Origin of the sequence: Cellulomonas algicola (assembly GCF_019024305.1) — a bacterium.
GTDB classification, from domain to species: Bacteria; Actinomycetota; Actinomycetes; order Actinomycetales; family Cellulomonadaceae; genus Cellulomonas; species Cellulomonas algicola.
This window is the reverse complement of sequence record NZ_JAHKSJ010000013.1, coordinates 222,033-239,064: the sequence shown is the minus strand read 5'-3', so window position 1 is coordinate 239,064 and position 17,032 is coordinate 222,033. Positions and strand designations below refer to the sequence as shown.

Sequence of the window (17,032 nt, the reverse complement as noted above, 5' to 3'; positions counted from 1 at the left end):
GACTGTCCGCGGGCGTCGTCGTACGCGGCCCGCCCGCACCGCCCGGGCGTCAGCGCGACCACGTCCGGGCGACCCGCTCGGCGCGTGCCCGCAGGGTCCGGACGGGGTCGGCGAGCGCAGCCTGCACCTCCTCGGGCGTCTCCCCCACCGCGTACGCCGCCGTGATCCCCGCGGCGGACAGCTCGCGCCGGCCGACCTGCACGTCACCCGCCAGGACGACGGTGGGGATACCGTGCCGGAGCGCGCGCTCGGCGACCTGGGCGGCCACCTTGCCGTGCAGGCTCTGCCAGTCGAAGCGGCCCTCACCGGTGACGACGAGGTCGCTCGCGGCGAGCCGGTCGTCGAGTCCGACGTGGTCCGCGACGAACGCGGCGCCCGGCACGACGCGCGCGCCGAGGAGCGCCAGCCCGAACCCGAGCCCGCCGGCCGCGCCGGCACCGGGGGCCGCGGTGAGGCGTGCAGCGGCCGACGACGGGCGTGCACCGGCGAGCAGGTCGGGACGCAGGTCGTCGGCGAGCGCGGTGGTCGCGGCGTGCGCGAGGTCGGCGAGCGCGCGCTCGAGCGCCTGGGCCTGCTCGGGCGTCGCGCCCTTCTGCGGTGCGAAGCCCGCGCTCGCGCCCTGCAGCCCGAGGAGCGGGACGTCGACGTCGGTCGCGGCGACGAGGTCGACGTCCGCCCAGGCGGCGCGGAGCGCCCGCAGGCCGCCGAGCTCCTCCGGACGCAGCCCCGCGAGAGCCCCGCCGCCGGCGTCGAGCCGCCCGGGTGCCGCGTCCAGGCCCGCGCCGACGAGCATCCCGGCACCGCCGTCGTTGGTGGACGAACCGCCGAGGCCGACCACGACGCGACGCGCCCCGGCCTCGCGGGCGGCGACCAGGAGCTCGCCGACGCCGCGCGTCGTGGTCCGCGTCGGGTCGCGCCGCTCGGGCGGGACGAGCGGGAGGCCGATGGCCTGGGCGGACTCGACGTAGGCGGTGCGCCCGCTCGGACCGTCGACCAGGAGCAGCACCGCGGGCGCGGGCTCGCCGAGCGGGCCCGTGACGGTCACGGGCACGGTCTGCCCGCCGAGCGCGGCGTGCAGCGTGTCGACGAACCCGGGGCCGCCGTCGGCGAGCGGGCAGGCGTCGACGTCGTCGTGCGGCGCGGCCGCGCGCCACCCGTCGGCGATCGTGGCCGCGACCTCGCGGGCGGTGAGGACGGAGCCGAAGGTGTCGGGGGCGACGAGGACACGCACGCGGGCATGGTGGCACGCGCGACGGCCGTGCGTTCGCGCGGCACGACAGGGGCCGTCGCCCGGCACGGCGGCCCGCGCACCGACCGGGGTGCCCGGGTGCGGTTCGACCGGTCGGACGTCCCGGACTCGCGCGCACGCCCGTGTGCGAGGATCGGTCCCGTGACGCTGACGACCTCCGCCGCCTTCACGGAGCCCGCACCCTCGGCCCTGCTGCTGCTGGGCCGCGGCGTCGACCTCGCCTCGGAGCGCGGGGTCGAGTGCGTCGGGGACCTGCCGGCGCCGAGCGACCCGGACCTCGTCGAGCGGGCGCGCGCCGCGCGTGCCGCGCTCGGTGACCGCGCGTTCGTGCTCGGCCACCACTACCAGCGCGACGAGGTCATCGCGTTCGCCGACGTGACGGGCGACTCCTTCAAGCTCGCGCGCGAGGCCGCGGCCCGCCCCGACGCGGAGTTCGTCATCTTCTGCGGCGTGCACTTCATGGCCGAGTCCGCGGACATCCTCACGTCGGACAGCCAGCAGGTCGTGCTCCCGGACCTCGCGGCGGGCTGCTCGATGGCGGACATGGCGGCGATCGACCAGGTCGAGGACGCGTGGGACGTGCTCGTCGACGCGGGTGTCGCCGAGGACACCGTCCCGGTCACGTACATGAACTCGACGGCGGCCATCAAGGCGTTCACGGGGCGCCACGGCGGCACGGTGTGCACGTCGTCGAACGCGCACGTCGCGCTGCGCTGGGCGTTCGACAAGGTCGGCGGGCTCGACGGCACCGGCAAGGTGCTGTTCATGCCGGACCAGCACCTCGGCCGGAACACCGCGGTGCTGCAGCTCGGCCTGTCGCTCGACGACTGCGTCGTGTTCGACCCGCGCAAGCCGAACGGCGGCCTGACGGCGCAGCAGCTCAAGGACGCGCGCATGATCCTGTGGCGCGGGCACTGCTCGGTGCACGGCCGCTTCTCGGCGCGCAACGTCACGGACATCCGTGCGGCCGTCCCGGACGTCACGGTGCTCGTGCACCCCGAGTGCAAGCACGAGGTCGTCACCGCGGCGGACATGGTGGGCTCGACGGAGTACATCATCAAGGCGCTCGACGCGGCCGAGCCGGCAACGTCGTGGGCGGTCGGCACCGAGCTCAACCTGGTCCGCCGCCTGGCGAACGCGCACCCGGACAAGCAGGTCCACTACCTCGACTCGACGGTGTGCTTCTGCTCGACGATGAACCGCATCGACCTCCCGCACCTGGTGTGGGCGATGGAGTCGCTCGCCGCGGGCCGCGTGCCGAACCGGATCGTGGTCGACGCGGACGACGCGCACTGGGCGCGGGTGGCGCTCGACCAGATGCTGGCGCTGCCGGGCTACTGAGCTCCCGTGAACACCGGCCACCACCTGCGGATCGGCATCTTCGTCTTCGACGGAGCCGAGGAGCTCGACGTCGTGGGGCCGTTCGACGTGCTGTCGTCGTGGGCGGCCCACTCGCCCCTGCACCCCGAGGTCGTGACGTTCTCGGCCGACGGTGCGGGCGTGCGCTGCGCGAAGGGCCTGGGCCTGGTGCCCGACACCTCTGCCGAGGAGGTCGGCCCGCTGCACGTGCTCGTGTACCCGGGCGGTGCGGGGACGCGCCCGCTCGCGGCCGACTCCGAGCACCTCGAGTGGCTGCGCGGCGTCCGGGCGACGACCCCGCTGGTCACGAGCGTGTGCACCGGTGCGCTGGTGCTCGCGGCCGCCGGGCTGCTGGCCGGGCGGCCGGCGACGACGCACTGGGCGGCGTTCGACGAGCTCGCGGCGATCGACCCGAGCGTCCTGCCGGACACCGAGGCGCGGTTCGTCGACGACGGCGACGTCGTGACGTCGGCGGGCGTGTCGGCGGGCATCGACATGGCGCTCCACCTGGTGGCGCGGCTCGACTCGGTGGAGGCCGCCCGAGGCGTCCGGCGGGGCATCCAGTACGACCCTGCTCCCCCGGTGTGACCGGCGTCCGGCACCCGACGACCGGCTTTGCTACTCATGAGTAACATCGCGTCGTGACCCGGACGCTCCAGCTCGCCTTCGCCACGTTCCGCCCCCGACCCGCGGTCCCGGGGCAGACGCTGTTCTCCCCGTCGGTGACGACGATGCGCGTGCACCCGGGCGACCTGGACCTCTACCGGCACGTCAACAACGGCGTCTACCTGCAGATGATGGACGTCGCGCGCGCGAACTTCATCGCCGACCTCGGCGGATACCGGCTGCTCGCCGAGCACGGCTGGTACCCGGTCGTCGCCGCGTCCACGGTCAAGTACCGGCGGTCGCTCACGCTCGGCCAGCGGTTCACCGTCACGACGCGCGTGCTCGGCTGGGACGAGCGCGTCTGCTACCTCGAGCAGTCGTTCGCGCGCGGTGACCAGCACATCGCGCGGGGCGTCGTCGCGGGGCGGTTCCTCGCGCGCGACGGCCGGCGGATCCCCGCCCCCGACGTGGTCGAGCTCCTCGCGGGTGAGCACGTCGAGGCACCCGAGCTGCCCGACGACGTCGCCGCCTGGGCGGCCGCGGTCGACGTGGCCCACCGCGCCTGACGCGGCACCCGTCCCGACGTCCCCCCACCCGCAGCCCTCGCACCGCGGCGCCGCGACCTGCTGAGGCCCGTCCCGGTGCCGTCCGTCCGGTGACGCCCCGATCAGGGCGTCTCCGGACGGGCGTCGCGTGTCAGGACGCGCCGCGGGCCAGGTGGTCGAGCAGCAGCGCCTCGGCCAGGACGACCTTCTCGAGCTCGCCGAGGTGCACCGACTCGTTCGCGCCGTGCGCGCGGCTGTCCGGGTCCTCGACGCCCGTGACGAGGATCTGCGCGTCGGGGTAGACCTCGAGCAGGTCCGCGATGAACGGGATCGACCCGCCGACGCCGATGTCGACCGGCTCGGTGCCCCACGCCTCGCCGAACGCCCGACGCGCGGCGCGCATGCCGGGCGTGTCGGCGGGCGCGAGGAACGGCCGCCCCTTCTCCCCGTCCGTCACGGTGACGCGCGCCCCGAACGGCGCGTGCTCCTCGAGGTGGGCGCGCAGCGCGGCCATCGCCGCGACGGGGTCCTGCCCGGGCGCGATGCGCATCGACAGCTTCGCGGCCGCGCGCGGCGTGATGGTGTTCGACGCGGTCGCGACGGCAGGCGCGTCGAACCCGATGACGGAGATGGCCGGACGCGTCCACAGGCGCGCGGTGATCGGACCGGTGCCCGCGAGGCGCACACCGCCCAGCACGCCCGCGTCGGCGCGCAGCTGCTCCTCGTCGAGCTCGACCGCCGGGTCGGGCGCGTGCACGAGGCCCGCGACCGCGACGTCGCCCGCGTCGTCGTGCAGCGTCGCCACGAGCCGCGCGAGGAGCGTCACGGCGTCGAGCACCGGGCCGCCGTACATGCCCGAGTGGACCGCGTGCGTGAGCACCTCGACCTCGACCGTGCAGTCGACGAGCCCGCGCAGCGACGTCGTGAGCCCCGGGACGCCGACCGACCAGTTGGTCGAGTCGGCGACGACGATGACGTCGGCCGCGAGCCGGTCGCGGTGCGCGTGCAGGAAGTCCGCGAACGTCGGCGAGCCGATCTCCTCCTCGCCCTCGACGAACACCGTCACGCCGACGCCCAGCTCGTCGCCGAGCACGCGCAGCGCGCCGACGTGCGCGACGACGCCCGCCTTGTCGTCCGCGGCACCGCGGCCGAACAGCCGCCCGTCGCGCTCGGTGGGCTCGAAGGGGTCGGTCTGCCACGCGGCGGCGTCACCGGGTGGCTGCACGTCGTGGTGCGCGTAGAGCAGCACCGTGGGGGCACCGGCGGGCGCGGGCCGGCGGGCGACGACCGCGGGGGCGCCGATGCGGCCGTCGGCGGTCGTGACGGTGAGGACGTCGACCTCGTCGAGCCCGGCACCGCGCAGCAGGTCGGCGACCGCGTCGGCGCTCGACCGGACGTGGGCCTGCTCGAACGCGGCGTTCGAGACGCTCGGGATGCGGACCAGCGCCTCGAGGTCCGTGCGGATCCCCGCGAACGCGGACGCGGTGCGCGTGCGCAGCTCGTCGAGGCGGGCGGTGGGGTCGGTCGGGGTCTCGGGAGCGCGCTGGTCGGTCACGGATCGCCACGGTACTCGACTACCCTGAGGGTGTGTTCGGACGCAGCAAGGAGCCCGTGAACGAGATCCCCGGCCTCGTGGAGTCGGCTCCGACCCCCGACCTCCCCGGCGGCAAGGGACGCCCCACGCCCAAGCGCAAGGAGGCGCAGGCCGCCAACAAGCGTCCCCTCGTGCCGCAGGACCGCAAGGCCGCGTCGAAGGCCGCCCGGGCGGCGCAGCGCGAGCAGCGCGACCGTGAGTACAAGGCCATGCAGACCGGCGACGAGCGCTTCATGCCGGCCAAGGACCGCGGTCCCGTCCGTCGCTACGTGCGCGACTGGGTGGACGCCCGGTGGAGCCTCGGCGAGCTGTTCCTCCCCGTCGCGGCCGTCGCGCTCGTCGCGCAGTTCGCGCTCGCGCAGACGGCGCCCGTGTTCGCGTTCTACGTGATCGTCGCGCTGTACGTGTACGTGCTCGCCGCGATCGTCGACGGGTGGCTGCTGTGGCGCGGCCTCAAGAAGCGGCTGATCGCCAAGTTCGGCGAGAAGGCCGTGGTCCGCGGCACCGCGATGTACGGCGTCCTGCGCGCGTTCCAGATCCGGCCGTCGCGCATGCCGAAGCCGCAGGTCAAGCACGGGCAGAAGCCCGCCTGACGCGTCGACCCGGCCGCGACCGGCCCGCGCGGCAGGGTCCGGTGACGGACGTAGGGTTGATCGCATGGTCAACTACCGCCACCTGGGCCGATCCGGCCTCAAGATCACCGAGATCACCTACGGCAACTGGCTCACGCACGGCTCGCAGGTCGAGAACGACACCGCGACGGCCTGCGTGCGCGCCGCGCTCGACGCGGGCATCACGACGTTCGACACCGCCGACGTCTACGCGAACACCGTCGCGGAGTCGGTCCTCGGCGAGGCGCTGAAGGGCGAGCGCCGCCAGAGCCTCGAGATCTTCACCAAGGTCTACTGGCCGACGGGTCCGCGCGGCGCCAACGACTCGGGCCTGTCGCGCAAGCACATCCTCGAGTCGATCGACGGCTCGCTCGAGCGGCTGCAGACCGACTACGTCGACCTGTACCAGGCGCACCGCTACGACCACGCGACGCCGCTCGAGGAGACGATGGAGGCGTTCGCGCACGTCGTCCGTCAGGGCAAGGCGCTCTACATCGGCGTGAGCGAGTGGACCGCGGACCAGATCCGCGCCGGGCAGGCGCTCGCGCAGGACCTCGGCTTCCGGCTCGTGTCCAACCAGCCGCAGTACTCCGCGCTGTGGCGCGTCATCGAGGGCGAGGTCGTCCCGGCGTCGCAGGAGCTCGGGCTGTCGCAGATCGTCTGGTCGCCCGTCGCGCAGGGCGTGCTCACCGGCAAGTACAAGCCGGGTCAGCCGGCCCCCGCGGGGTCGCGCGCGACGGACGAGAAGGGCGGCGCGCGCATGATCGGGCGCTTCCTCGAGCAGGAGGACACGCTCGCCCGCGTGCAGGACCTGCGGCCCGTCGCCGACGAGCTCGGCCTGACGATGGCGCAGCTCGCGATCGCGTGGGTGCTGCAGAACCCGAACGTGGCGTCCGCGATCATCGGTGCGTCGCGTCCCGAGCAGGTCGCGGAGAACGTCAAGGCCTCCGGCGTCGAGATCCCCGCCGAGCTGATGGCCCGGATCGACGAGGTCCTGGGCGACTCGGTCGTCACCGACCCCGCGGAGACCGCGAAGTCGTCGCCCGCGTCGCGCTGACGACGCTGCGCCGACGCGAGCCGGCACGCACGGTGCCCCGTCCTCCCCGGTCTCCGGGCAGGGCGGGGCACCGTCGCGTCAGGCGGGGACCGGCTCCGCGGTCGGCTCGGGTGCGGGGTCGTCGAGCGGGACGGTGAACAGGCGCAGGAAGACCTGCGCGAGCGGGCCGACGCCGAGCGCGTAGGCGAGCGTGGCCCAGCCGACGGTGCCGCCGAGCACCCAGCCGACGGAGACGACGGCCACCTCGATGCTGGTGCGGACGAGCCGGACGGACCTGCCGGTGCGCGCCACGAGCCCGGTCATGAGCCCGTCGCGCGGGCCGGGGCCGAGGCGGGCGCCGACGTAGAGACCCGTCGCGACGCCGTTGAGCACGATGCCGGTCACCGCCATCGCGATCGCCGCCGCGAGCGGCAACGGGTCGGGCAGGCGGTCGAGCAGCGCGAGCACCGGGTCGACGAGCAGGCCGATGACGAGGACGTTCGCCACGGTCCCGATCCCGGGCCGCTGGCGCAGCGGCCACCAGCACAGCAGCACAGCGACGCTCGTGAGCAGCGTGATCGTGCCGAACGACAGGCCGGTGCGGTGGGCGATCCCCTGCGTGAGGACGTCCCACGGCATGCTCCCCTGCCCGGCGTGCACGACGAGCGCGATCGACACCGCGTAGAGCACGACGCCGGCGAACAGCTGGACGAGGCGACGGACGGGCCGGTGCGCGAGGTCGCGCAGCACGCCGCTCACAGGCCGGTCCGCACGCTCGACCGGACCTCGAGCATGCTCCCCGCGGCCCAGTCCGGACGGCAGGGCGGCGGGGGCCGGTGCCCGAGTCCGTCGCCGCGCACCAGGCGGGCGAGCGCGACGACGAAGGCGGCGAGGAGACCGAGACCGACGAGACCCCACACGAGGGTGAGGCCGAGCACCTGCGACATGGCCTCATCCTCTCGACACAGTGGCTATGTCGAACATAGCCACTTGTGGGAAAGTGGCTCCATGACGGTCTCGGACCTCCCCACCGACCGCCGCGTCGCCGGCGCCCGGGTCGCACGCCTGCTCGGCGCCTGGCAGCAGGGCGGTCCCGCCTACACCGCCCTCGCCGACGCGCTGCGCGCCGCGATCCTGTCCGGCACGCTCCCGATCAGCACCCGGCTCCCGGGCGAGCGCGAGCTCGCCGACGCGCTCGGCGTCTCCCGCACGACCGCGACCGCCGCCTACGGCCTGCTGCGCGACGAGGCCTACCTGGTGAGCCGGCGCGGCAGCGGCACCGTCACCACGCTCCCGTCCGGTCCGGGCGCACGCCGGCCGATGCCCGTCCTCGGCGGCGTCGACGACTCGCTCACGGACCTCTCCATCGCGGCTCCCTCGGCACCGTCCGCGCTGCACGGCGCCTACCTCGCCGCGCTCGACGCGCTCCCCCGCCACCTCGCGGGCAGCGGGTACGCGCCGCTCGGCCTGCCCGTCCTGCGCGAGGCCGTCGCGCGCTGGTACACCGAGCGCGGCACGCCGACCTCGCCCGACCAGATCCTCGTCACCACCGGCGCGCAGCAGGCGATCCACCTGCTCGTCGCCGCGCACGCCGGTCCCGGCGACCGCGTCGTCGTCGAGCAGCCGACCTACCCGCACGCGGTCGACGTCGTCCGGGCCGCCGGTGCCCGGCCCGTCCCCGTCCCGTCCGGCGCCGACGGCCTCGACGTCGACCTGCTCGAGTCGACCGTCCGCCAGGTCGCGCCGCGGCTCGTCTACCTCATCCCCGACCACCGCAACCCGACCGGCACCAGCCTCGACCCCGACCAGCGCGCGGCCGTGCGGGCGATCGCGCGACGGCACCGCACCACGGTCGTGGGCGACGAGGTGCTCACCGAGCTCACGATCGACGGCGACGCGCCCGCGTCCTTCCCCGGCGACGGCAGCGCGTCGCACGTGGTCGTCGCGATCGGCTCGGCCTCGAAGTCGTTCTGGGGCGGCCTGCGTGTCGGCTGGGTGCGCGCGCACCCGGACCTCGTGTCCCGGCTGGCGTCGGTACGTGCGCACGTCGACATCGGCACGCCGCCGCTCGAGCAGCTCGTCGTCGCGGAGCTCCTCGCGTGCGCCGCCGACGTGCTCGCCGCCCGCCGGGCCGTGCTGCGCGAACGTCGGGACCTGCTCGTCGGGCTGCTGCGCGAGCACCTGCCGACCTGGGACGTGCCGGTCCCGGCGGGCGGGCTGTCGTTGTGGGTCGGCCTCGGCGCACCGGTGTCGTCCGCGCTCGCCGCATCCGCGCTGCGGCACGGCGTCCGGCTGGTCCCCGGCCCCGCGTTCGGCGTGGACGGCGGCCTCGAGGACCACGTGCGCGTGCCGTTCGCGGAGGCGCCCGACGTGCTGCGTCGGGGCGTCGAGGGGCTCGCGGCCGCCTGGGGCGACCTGGGCTCGGTCACGTGGGAGCCGGTCGCACCGATCCGGGCCGTCGTCTGAGGGTCGTCAGGCCGCCGGGATCGAGAGGGTCGGCGTCGCCTGGACGCCCTCGTGCACGAGCCGCGCGGCCTGCACGCCCTGCGACGACAGGACGCGCCACGTCTCGCCCAACCACTGCTCGGCGTCGAACTGCGTCGTGAAGACCGGGCTCACGGGCCGCTCGAGCGGCGCGCCGTCCGCACCGTCGAACCGCCACTCCCACTGCGGGCGCACGACCATCACGCCGCCGTCGCCGTCTTCGAGCCGCGCCGGCCCGCGTCCGCCGCGAGCGCCCGGCCGATCCACCCGGCCCAGCCCGGTCCCTGGTAGATCAGGCCCGTGTAGCCCTGCACGAGGGTCGCGCCGACGGCCAGGTACTCGCGCGCGTCGGCCGGGGACGTGACGCCGCCGACGCCGATGATGACCACCTCGTCTCCGAGGCGGTCGCGCAACCGCGCGACGACGTCGAGGCCACGGGCGAGCACGGGCGGCCCGGACAGGCCGCCGGGGCCGAGGTCGTGGCCGATGGTCGTGTTGACGGCGACGACGCCGTCGAGCCCGAGCTCGGCGACGAGCTCCGCGACCGCGTCGACGTCGTGGTCGGACAGGTCGGGTGCGATCTTCACGAGCAGCGGGACGGGCCGGCGGCCGGCCTTCGCGGTGGCCTCGTCGGCCGCGACGCGCGTCGCCTCGAGGATGGGGCGCAGCGACTCGACGGCCTGCAGGTCGCGCAGGCCCGGCGTGTTGGGCGAGGAGACGTTGACGACGAGGTAGTCGGCGTACGGCGCGAGCCGCGCGGCGCTGGTCGCGTAGTCGACGGGCGCCTGCTCGGCGGGCGTCACCTTCGTCTTGCCGATGTTGACGCCGACGACGTAGCGGCGGCCGGCGGGCGTCGCGCGCAGCCGGCGCAGCCGCGCCGCGACCGCGGCCGACCCCTCGTTGTTGAAGCCCATGCGGTTGCGCAGGGCACGCTGGTCGAGGACGCGCCACAGCCGCGGGCGCTCGTTGCCGGGCTGCCCCTGCGCGGTGACCGTGCCGACCTCGACGAACCCGAAGCCGAGCATCGTCATGCCGGGGACGCCGACGGCGTTCTTGTCGAAGCCTGCGGCGAGACCGAACGCCGAGGGGAAGGTCCGCCCCCACACCCGCACCGCACCCGTCGACGGCGGCGCGAGCACCCCGCGCACCACGTCGCGCAGGACCGGGACGGCGGCGACGACGCGGATCAGGCGGAAGGCGAGCTCGTGCGCGCGCTCCGGGTCGAGCCGGCGCAGCACGAGGTCGAACAGGAGGCGGTACACGACATCACCCTAGGGGCTGGCGGGCGGCCTCACCGGTGCCGTCCACCGGACGCCCGGTGCGCCACAGCCACCACAGGCCCAGCAGCGGCAGGACGAGCGGCACGTACCCGTAGCCCTGGCCGAACCCGGACCACACCGTCTCGTCGGGGAAGTCGCCGACGTCGACCCGCGCCAGCACGCCGACGGTCAGGACACCCACGAGCTCGACGCCCACGGTGACCCACGCGAGCGTGCGCCGGCCGGTCGCGAGCGCGAACGTCGCCACGACGTACACGAGGCCCGCGGCGAGCGACAGGAGGTACGCGACGGGCGCCTCGTCGAGCTTCGTCGCGACCTGGTAGACGCCGCGGGCGGTCGCGGCGAGCGCGAGTACGCCGTAGACCGCGACGACGAGGCGGCCCGGGCCGGCGCCGGTCGGTCGCGGGCCGGCACCCGGGCGCGGGCCGGTGGCGGCGGCGGTGCGGTCGGTCACACGGACCCCCAGATCTGCAGCAGACGGAACTCCAGGAACGCGACCGTGAGCGCGGCGACGAGCAGGACGACCGAGCTCCACCGCGTCCGCTCGGCGAACGCCCACGCGGCGGCGAGCGGCAGGACGATCGCCTGCGTCACGACGTACCCCCAGAAGAGCGCGGCGTCGATGTCGGGCGTCCCGGTGAGGGCGAGGACGCCCGCGACGACGGCCTGCACGACGAGGAGACCCTCGACGACGGACGCGCCCCAGAGCTGGCGCAGGACCACCGCGCGGTCGCGGGCCACGAACCACCCGGCCCAGCCGGCGAGGACGACGCAGACCGCCACGACGAGCAGGGCGAGGGGCACGATCACGGTGCCCCACCGTACCGGCGACGCAGCGTCGCGCCCGACGCCCGGCCGCGCGCCGGTCCCCCGACGTCGCGAGGGCGACGAACTACGATCGAGCGCGTGACCGTCACCCTCACCTCCGCTGACCCCGCCCGTCTCGCCGTCGACGCCGTCGTCGTCGGCGTCGCCCAGAACGACGGTGCGCCGTCGCTGCTCGGTGCCGCCTGGTTGCCGAAGGACCTGCGGACGTCGCTGACCCGGGACGCGGTCGCGCTCGGCGTCACGGGTGCGACCGACGAGGTGCGCCGCGTGCCGGGCATCGGCACCAAGGCGCCCGTCGTCGTGCTGGTCGGCGTCGGGTCCGCGGACGCCCTCACGCCCGAGGCGCTGCGCCGTGCGGCGGGTGCCGCGACGCGCGAGCTGGCCGGGACCGCGTCCGTCGCGCTCACGCTGCCCGCCGAGGACGAGGAGCGGCTCGCCGCCGTCGTCGAGGGAGCGCTGCTCGGGGCGTACGCGTTCCACCGCTACCGCGCGTCCGACGCGGCGAGCAAGGCGCCCGTCGCCGACGTGCAGGTCGTCACGTCGCTCGGACGCTCGAAGGCCGCGAAGGACGCGGTCGCGCGGGCCGAGGTCGTCGCCGCCGCGGTGCACGCGACGCGGGACCTCGTGAACACCGCGCCCAACGACCTGTACCCCGAGGCGTTCGCCGACGCCGCGAAGGCGGCCGTCAAGGAAGCGGGCGCCAAGGGCCTCAAGGTGTCGGTCCTCGACGAGAAGGCGCTCGCGTCGGGCGGGTACGGCGGACTCGTGGGCGTCGGTCAGGGCTCGGCCCGCGGCCCGCGCCTCGTCCGCGTCGCGTACGCGCCGTCGCGCCCGAAGGCCACCGTCGCGCTCGTCGGCAAGGGCATCACGTTCGACTCGGGCGGCATCTCGATCAAGCCCGCCGCCGGCATGGAGGCCATGAAGTCCGACATGGCCGGTGCCGCCGCCGTGCTGCACACCGTGATCGCGGCGGCCCGCCTGGGTCTGCCCGTCGCGGTCACCGGGTGGCTGTGCCTCGCCGAGAACATGCCGTCGGGCACCGCGCAGCGGCCGTCGGACGTCATCACGATCCGCGGCGGCAAGACCGTCGAGGTCCTCAACACCGACGCCGAGGGGCGGCTCGTCATGGCCGACGGCCTCGTCGCGGCGGTCGAGGAGAAGCCCGACGTCGTGCTCGACATCGCGACGCTCACGGGCGCCCAGCTGGTCGCGCTCGGCCACCGCGTGTCCGCCGTCATGGGCACCGACGACGTGCGCGGCGAGGTCGTCTCGGCCGCCGAGACCGCGGGCGAGCAGTTCTGGCCCATGCCGTTGCCGGCCGACCTCAAGGCCGGGCTGCGCTCGAAGGTCGCCGACCTCGCGAACATCGGCGACCGGTTCGGCGGCATGCTGACCGCCGGGATCTTCCTGCAGGAGTTCGTCGGCGCGACGCCGTGGGCGCACCTCGACATCGCGGGACCCGCGTTCAACGAGAAGGCCGCGCACGGCTACACGCCCGTCGGGGGCACCGGCGTCGGCGTGCGGACGCTGCTCGCGCTCGTCGAGGGCCGCGCGACCGCCTGACCCGTCCGACGCCGAGCGGCGCCGCCGTGCCTGTCAGAGGGCGCGGCGGCGCCGTTCGCGCTCGATCCGCTGCCGCGCGTTCCAGTCACGGACGCGCTGCGGGTAGCCGGTGCGCTGCACGTCGTACACGGGGATGCCCAGCTCGCGGGCCAGGTCCCACCCGACCGTGGGGTCCGGGACGCGCCGACGCGTCCACTCGCCGTCCGTCGCGACCAGCATCATCGTCGTCTGCGTGACGTTCGTGGGCGGCTCGACGTACGCCTCGACGCCGACGCGCGTCGTCACGAACTCGCGCAGGTGCGCGAGCGTCGCCTCGCGCGCGGCGCGGTCCGACGGCACGGCGTCGGGCGAGCGGTGGCGGCGTCGCGAGAACCAGGCCATCCGGGGAGCGTATCGAGGCACCCTGGGGGTTCGCTGGGACCGCGCCGAGCGGCAGTCATGGGACGACTGTTCCCAGCATCACACGCCGCGCCTGGTCGCCGAGGTCGTTCGGACCTTGACGGGATGACAAGATGGTCGGCGAGCTTCGAGACCCACACGCCTGCGCATAGGAGTCTGCACGTGGCCGACACGAACGGCACCGCTTTCGACATCGTCGTCCTGGGAGCGGGGAGCGGTGGCTACGCCGCGGCTCTGCGCGCCGCCCAGCTGGGCAAGAACGTCGCCCTCATCGAGGCCGACAAGGTGGGCGGGACCTGCCTGCACAACGGCTGCATCCCCACCAAGGCTCTGCTGCACGCCGCCGAGCTCGCGGACAACGCGCGCGAGGGTGCGCACTTCGGCGTGCACAGCACGCTCGACCGCATCGACATGGGCGGCGTGAACCAGTACAAGGACACCGTGATCGGCGGCCTCTACAAGGGCCTGCAGGGGCTCATCAAGTCCCGCAAGATCACCGTGGTCGAGGGCCACGGCAAGCTCGTCGGCCAGAACGCCGTCCAGGTCGGCGACACGACCTACACGGGCGACCACGTCATCCTCGCGACCGGCTCCTACGCGCGCTCGCTGCCGGGCCTCGAGATCGGCGGCCGGGTCATCACGTCCGACCAGGCGCTGACGCTCGACTTCGTGCCGAAGTCCGCGATCATCCTCGGCGGCGGCGTCATCGGCTCCGAGTTCGCGAGCGTCTGGAAGTCCTTCGGCGCGGACGTCACGATCATCGAGGCGCTCCCCCACCTGGTCCCCAACGAGGACGTCGCCCTCTCCAAGGCGTTCGAGCGCGCCTTCCGCAAGCGCGGCATCGCGTTCAACCTCGGCGTCCGCTTCCAGGGCGTGACCCAGAACGACAACGGCGTGCACGTCACCCTCGAGGACGGCAAGTCCTTCGACGCGGACCTCCTGCTCGTGGCCGTCGGCCGCGGTCCCCGCACGTCGGGCGTCGGCTACGAGGAGCAGGGCATCACGCTCGACCGGGGCTTCGTCATCACCGACGAGAAGCTGCACACGGGCGTCGGCAATATCTGGGCGGTCGGCGACATCGTCCCGGGCCTCCAGCTCGCGCACCGCGGCTTCGCGCAGGGCATCTTCGTCGCCGAGCAGATCGCCGGGCTCAACCCGCAGCCGATCGTCGAGTCGGGCATCCCCCGCGTCACCTACTCGCACCCCGAGGTCGCCTCGGTCGGTCTCACGGAGGCCGCCGCGAAGGAGGTCCACGGCGAGGACGCCGTCGAGACCCTCGAGTACAACCTCGCGGGCAACGGCAAGAGCAAGATCCTCGACACCCAGGGCTTCATCAAGCTCGTGCGCCAGAAGGACGGCCCCGTCGTCGGCGTGCACATGATCGGCGACCGCGTCGGCGAGCTCATCGGCGAGGGCCAGCTCATCGTGAACTGGGAGGCGTACCCCGAGGACGTCGCCTCGCTGATCCACGCCCACCCGACGCAGAACGAGGCGCTCGGCGAGGCCCACCTGGCGCTCGCCGGCAAGCCGCTGCACGCCCACAACTGACCCCCACGATCGAAGGAGACACGAGCGGTCATGTCCGACAACGTGCAGCTTCCCGCTCTCGGTGAGTCCGTCACCGAGGGCACCGTCACCCGCTGGCTGAAGAACGTGGGCGACCGCGTGGAGGTCGACGAGCCCCTGCTCGAGATCTCGACCGACAAGGTCGACACCGAGATCCCGTCGCCGTTCGCCGGCGTGCTCGAGCAGATCCTCGTCCAGGAGGACGAGACCGTCGAGGTCGGCGCGACGCTGGCCGTCATCGGCACGGGCGAGGGCGGCAGTGCGTCCGCGCCCGCCGAGGAGGCCCCGGCCCAGGAGGAGCCCGCGCAGCAGGCGCCCGCCGAGCAGCCCGCCGCCGAGGCGCAGCCGGTGCAGGAGTCCGTCGAGGAGCACGAGGAGCCCGCCGAGGCCCCCGCGCAGCCCGCGCCCGCCGCGCAGGAGCCGTCCTCGGGCAGCCAGGGCGGCGGCGATGGCCAGGAGGTCACGCTCCCCGCGCTCGGCGAGTCCGTCACCGAGGGCACCGTCACGCGCTGGCTCAAGCAGGTCGGCGACAGCGTCGAGGTCGACGAGCCGCTGCTCGAGATCTCGACCGACAAGGTCGACACCGAGATCCCGTCGCCGGTGGCCGGCACGGTGCAGGAGATCCGCGTCCAGGAGGACGAGACCGTCGAGGTCGGCGCCGTCCTGGCGATCGTGGGCTCCGGTGCCGCGGCCGCTCCGGCTCCCGCCCCCGAGGCGGCTCCCGCCGAACAGGCGCAGCCCGCGCCGGTCCCGGCCGCGGCTCCCGCGCCGGCCCAGCAGGCTCCCGCCCCCGCGGCCGCGCAGCCCGGTGGCTACGAGGCGCCCGCGCCCGAGGCCGAGTCCGCCCGGACGGCCGGCGAGAAGCCCGCTGCCGAGGAGGCCGCGGCGCAGCAGCCGACCGCGTCCGCCGCGGCGAACGCCGGTGGGTCGTACCTCACGCCGCTCGTCCGCAAGCTCGCGGCCGAGAAGGGCGTCGACGTCGCGACCCTCACGGGCACGGGCGTCGGTGGCCGCATCCGCAAGGAGGACGTCCTCGAGGCCGCCGCCAAGGCCGAGGCCGCGAAGGCCGCGCAGGCCGCCCCGGCCGCCGCCGCTCCGGCAGCGGCTGCCGCCCCCACGGCGCCGACCGTCCCGTCGGTGTCGCCGCTGCGCGGCACCACGGAGAAGGCCAGCCGCCTGCGCCAGATCATCGCCGAGCGCATGGTGGAGGCCCTGCACACGCAGGCGCAGCTCACCACGGTCGTCGAGGTCGACGTCACCAAGGTCGCCCGCCTGCGGGCTCGTGCCAAGGACGACTTCAGGGCGCGCGAGGGCGTCAACCTCACGTTCCTGCCGTTCTTCGTGCAGGCCGCGGTCGAGTCCCTCAAGGCGTTCCCGAAGATCAACGGCGTGCTCGAGGGCAACCAGATCACGTACCACGGCCAGGAGAACGTGGCGATCGCCGTCGACACCGAGCGTGGCCTCCTCACGCCGGTGATCCGCGACGCGGGCGACCTCAACCTCGCCGGCATCGCGCGCAAGATCGCCGACCTCGCCGCGCGCACGCGGGCCAACAAGGTCACGCCGGACGAGCTGTCGGGCGCGACCTTCACGGTGACGAACACGGGCTCGGGCGGTGCGCTGATCGACACCCCGATCGTGCCGACCGGCACGTCGGCGATCCTCGGCACCGGCGCGATCGTCAAGCGGCCCGTCGTCGTCAAGGACGCGGACGGCGAGGAGGTCATCGCGATCCGGTCGATGTGCTACCTCTGCCTGTCGTACGACCACCGCCTGGTCGACGGCGCGGACGCGTCGCGGTACCTGTCCGCGGTCAAGGCCCGCATCGAGGAGGGCGCGTTCGAGGCCGAGGTCGGTCTCTGACGCTCGTCGCCTGACGACGGCCCGGGTCCCCTGCGGACCCGGGCCGTCG

The 17,032-nt window shown here is 74.6% G+C and carries 18 protein-coding genes; 9 read left to right on the top strand and 9 right to left on the bottom strand.

Annotated elements, in window-relative coordinates:
* Positions 1-49: 49 nt before the first annotated feature.
* A complete protein-coding gene (locus tag KOV94_RS11705; protein WP_218052128.1) occupies positions 50-1,231 on the bottom strand; it encodes a glycerate kinase family protein in 1,182 nt (393 codons plus the stop codon).
* Between the two features lie 159 nt (positions 1,232-1,390).
* Between KOV94_RS11705 and nadA the strand changes: the two genes are divergently transcribed.
* The 3 genes from nadA to KOV94_RS11690 are packed head-to-tail and all read left to right on the top strand — an operon-like array spanning position 1,391 to position 3,780.
* Entirely contained in the window at positions 1,391-2,590 is a 1,200-nt protein-coding gene (nadA, locus tag KOV94_RS11700; RefSeq protein WP_218052127.1) for a quinolinate synthase NadA, read from the top strand.
* A gap of 6 nt (positions 2,591-2,596) precedes the next feature.
* On the top strand, positions 2,597-3,196 hold the full coding sequence (locus KOV94_RS11695; protein WP_124342484.1) for a DJ-1/PfpI family protein: 600 nt from the start codon (positions 2,597-2,599) through the stop codon (positions 3,194-3,196).
* Positions 3,197-3,249: 53 nt separating this feature from the next.
* Positions 3,250-3,780 (top strand): acyl-CoA thioesterase, encoded by a 531-nt coding sequence (locus KOV94_RS11690; protein ID WP_124342483.1) that lies wholly within the window; start codon positions 3,250-3,252, stop codon positions 3,778-3,780.
* 130 nt (positions 3,781-3,910) lie between these two features.
* Here the strand turns inward: KOV94_RS11690 and KOV94_RS11685 are convergent, their stop codons facing one another.
* Positions 3,911-5,314 (bottom strand): dipeptidase, encoded by a 1,404-nt coding sequence (locus KOV94_RS11685; RefSeq protein WP_218052126.1) that lies wholly within the window; start codon positions 5,312-5,314, stop codon positions 3,911-3,913.
* Between the two features lie 32 nt (positions 5,315-5,346).
* Here KOV94_RS11685 and KOV94_RS11680 point away from each other — a divergent pair, with 32 nt between their 5' ends.
* Together KOV94_RS11680 and KOV94_RS11675 are read left to right on the top strand one after the other, a co-directional pair.
* Positions 5,347-5,946, top strand: a complete 600-nt coding sequence (locus KOV94_RS11680) for a DUF3043 domain-containing protein (protein ID WP_124342481.1) — start codon at positions 5,347-5,349, stop codon at positions 5,944-5,946.
* 64 nt (positions 5,947-6,010) lie between these two features.
* On the top strand, positions 6,011-7,021 hold the full coding sequence (locus tag KOV94_RS11675; protein WP_124342480.1) for an aldo/keto reductase family protein: 1,011 nt from the start codon (positions 6,011-6,013) through the stop codon (positions 7,019-7,021).
* Positions 7,022-7,099: 78 nt separating this feature from the next.
* On the opposite strand, the gene yczE is transcribed toward KOV94_RS11675, so the two are convergent.
* Both yczE and KOV94_RS11665 read right to left on the bottom strand, forming a co-directional pair.
* A complete protein-coding gene (gene yczE / locus KOV94_RS11670) occupies positions 7,100-7,759 on the bottom strand; it encodes a membrane protein YczE (protein ID WP_218052125.1) in 660 nt (219 codons plus the stop codon).
* Positions 7,756-7,947 (bottom strand): hypothetical protein, encoded by a 192-nt coding sequence (locus KOV94_RS11665; protein ID WP_218052168.1) that lies wholly within the window; start codon positions 7,945-7,947, stop codon positions 7,756-7,758. The genes yczE and KOV94_RS11665 overlap by 4 nt, the downstream gene beginning before the upstream one ends.
* 61 nt (positions 7,948-8,008) lie before the next feature.
* Here KOV94_RS11665 and yczR point away from each other — a divergent pair, with 61 nt between their 5' ends.
* Complete coding sequence (yczR, locus tag KOV94_RS11660; RefSeq protein WP_218052124.1) at positions 8,009-9,466, top strand: MocR-like transcription factor YczR; 1,458 nt, start codon at positions 8,009-8,011, stop codon at positions 9,464-9,466.
* Between the two features lie 6 nt (positions 9,467-9,472).
* Here the strand turns inward: yczR and KOV94_RS11655 are convergent, their stop codons facing one another.
* Genes KOV94_RS11655 through KOV94_RS11640 form a run of 4 tightly spaced genes read right to left on the bottom strand, consistent with a single transcriptional unit; the run spans position 9,473 to position 11,574 of the window.
* Positions 9,473-9,685, bottom strand: a complete 213-nt coding sequence (locus tag KOV94_RS11655; RefSeq protein WP_124342477.1) for a hypothetical protein — start codon at positions 9,683-9,685, stop codon at positions 9,473-9,475.
* The gene (locus tag KOV94_RS11650) at positions 9,685-10,746 is read right to left on the bottom strand and encodes a quinone-dependent dihydroorotate dehydrogenase (RefSeq protein ID WP_218052123.1); all 1,062 of its coding nucleotides are present in this window, start codon (positions 10,744-10,746) and stop codon (positions 9,685-9,687) included. The genes KOV94_RS11655 and KOV94_RS11650 overlap by 1 nt, the downstream gene beginning before the upstream one ends.
* A 4-nt stretch (positions 10,747-10,750) precedes the next feature.
* On the bottom strand, positions 10,751-11,218 hold the full coding sequence (locus KOV94_RS11645; protein ID WP_218052122.1) for a hypothetical protein: 468 nt from the start codon (positions 11,216-11,218) through the stop codon (positions 10,751-10,753).
* Complete coding sequence (locus tag KOV94_RS11640; protein WP_124342474.1) at positions 11,215-11,574, bottom strand: hypothetical protein; 360 nt, start codon at positions 11,572-11,574, stop codon at positions 11,215-11,217. The genes KOV94_RS11645 and KOV94_RS11640 overlap by 4 nt, the downstream gene beginning before the upstream one ends.
* 96 nt (positions 11,575-11,670) lie before the next feature.
* On the opposite strand from KOV94_RS11640, the gene KOV94_RS11635 reads away from it, so the two are divergent.
* Positions 11,671-13,155, top strand: a complete 1,485-nt coding sequence (locus KOV94_RS11635) for a leucyl aminopeptidase (protein WP_218052121.1) — start codon at positions 11,671-11,673, stop codon at positions 13,153-13,155.
* A gap of 33 nt (positions 13,156-13,188) precedes the next feature.
* On the opposite strand, the gene KOV94_RS11630 is transcribed toward KOV94_RS11635, so the two are convergent.
* Positions 13,189-13,536: an oxidoreductase gene (locus tag KOV94_RS11630; RefSeq protein ID WP_218052120.1), complete on the bottom strand. Its 348-nt coding sequence runs from the start codon at positions 13,534-13,536 to the stop codon at positions 13,189-13,191.
* A gap of 180 nt (positions 13,537-13,716) precedes the next feature.
* Between KOV94_RS11630 and lpdA the strand changes: the two genes are divergently transcribed.
* Both lpdA and sucB read left to right on the top strand, forming a co-directional pair.
* The gene (gene lpdA / locus KOV94_RS11625; protein ID WP_124342471.1) at positions 13,717-15,102 is read left to right on the top strand and encodes a dihydrolipoyl dehydrogenase; all 1,386 of its coding nucleotides are present in this window, start codon (positions 13,717-13,719) and stop codon (positions 15,100-15,102) included.
* A gap of 30 nt (positions 15,103-15,132) precedes the next feature.
* Complete coding sequence (gene sucB, locus KOV94_RS11620) at positions 15,133-16,983, top strand: 2-oxoglutarate dehydrogenase, E2 component, dihydrolipoamide succinyltransferase (protein WP_218052119.1); 1,851 nt, start codon at positions 15,133-15,135, stop codon at positions 16,981-16,983.
* The last annotated feature ends 49 nt before the right edge of the window (positions 16,984-17,032 follow it).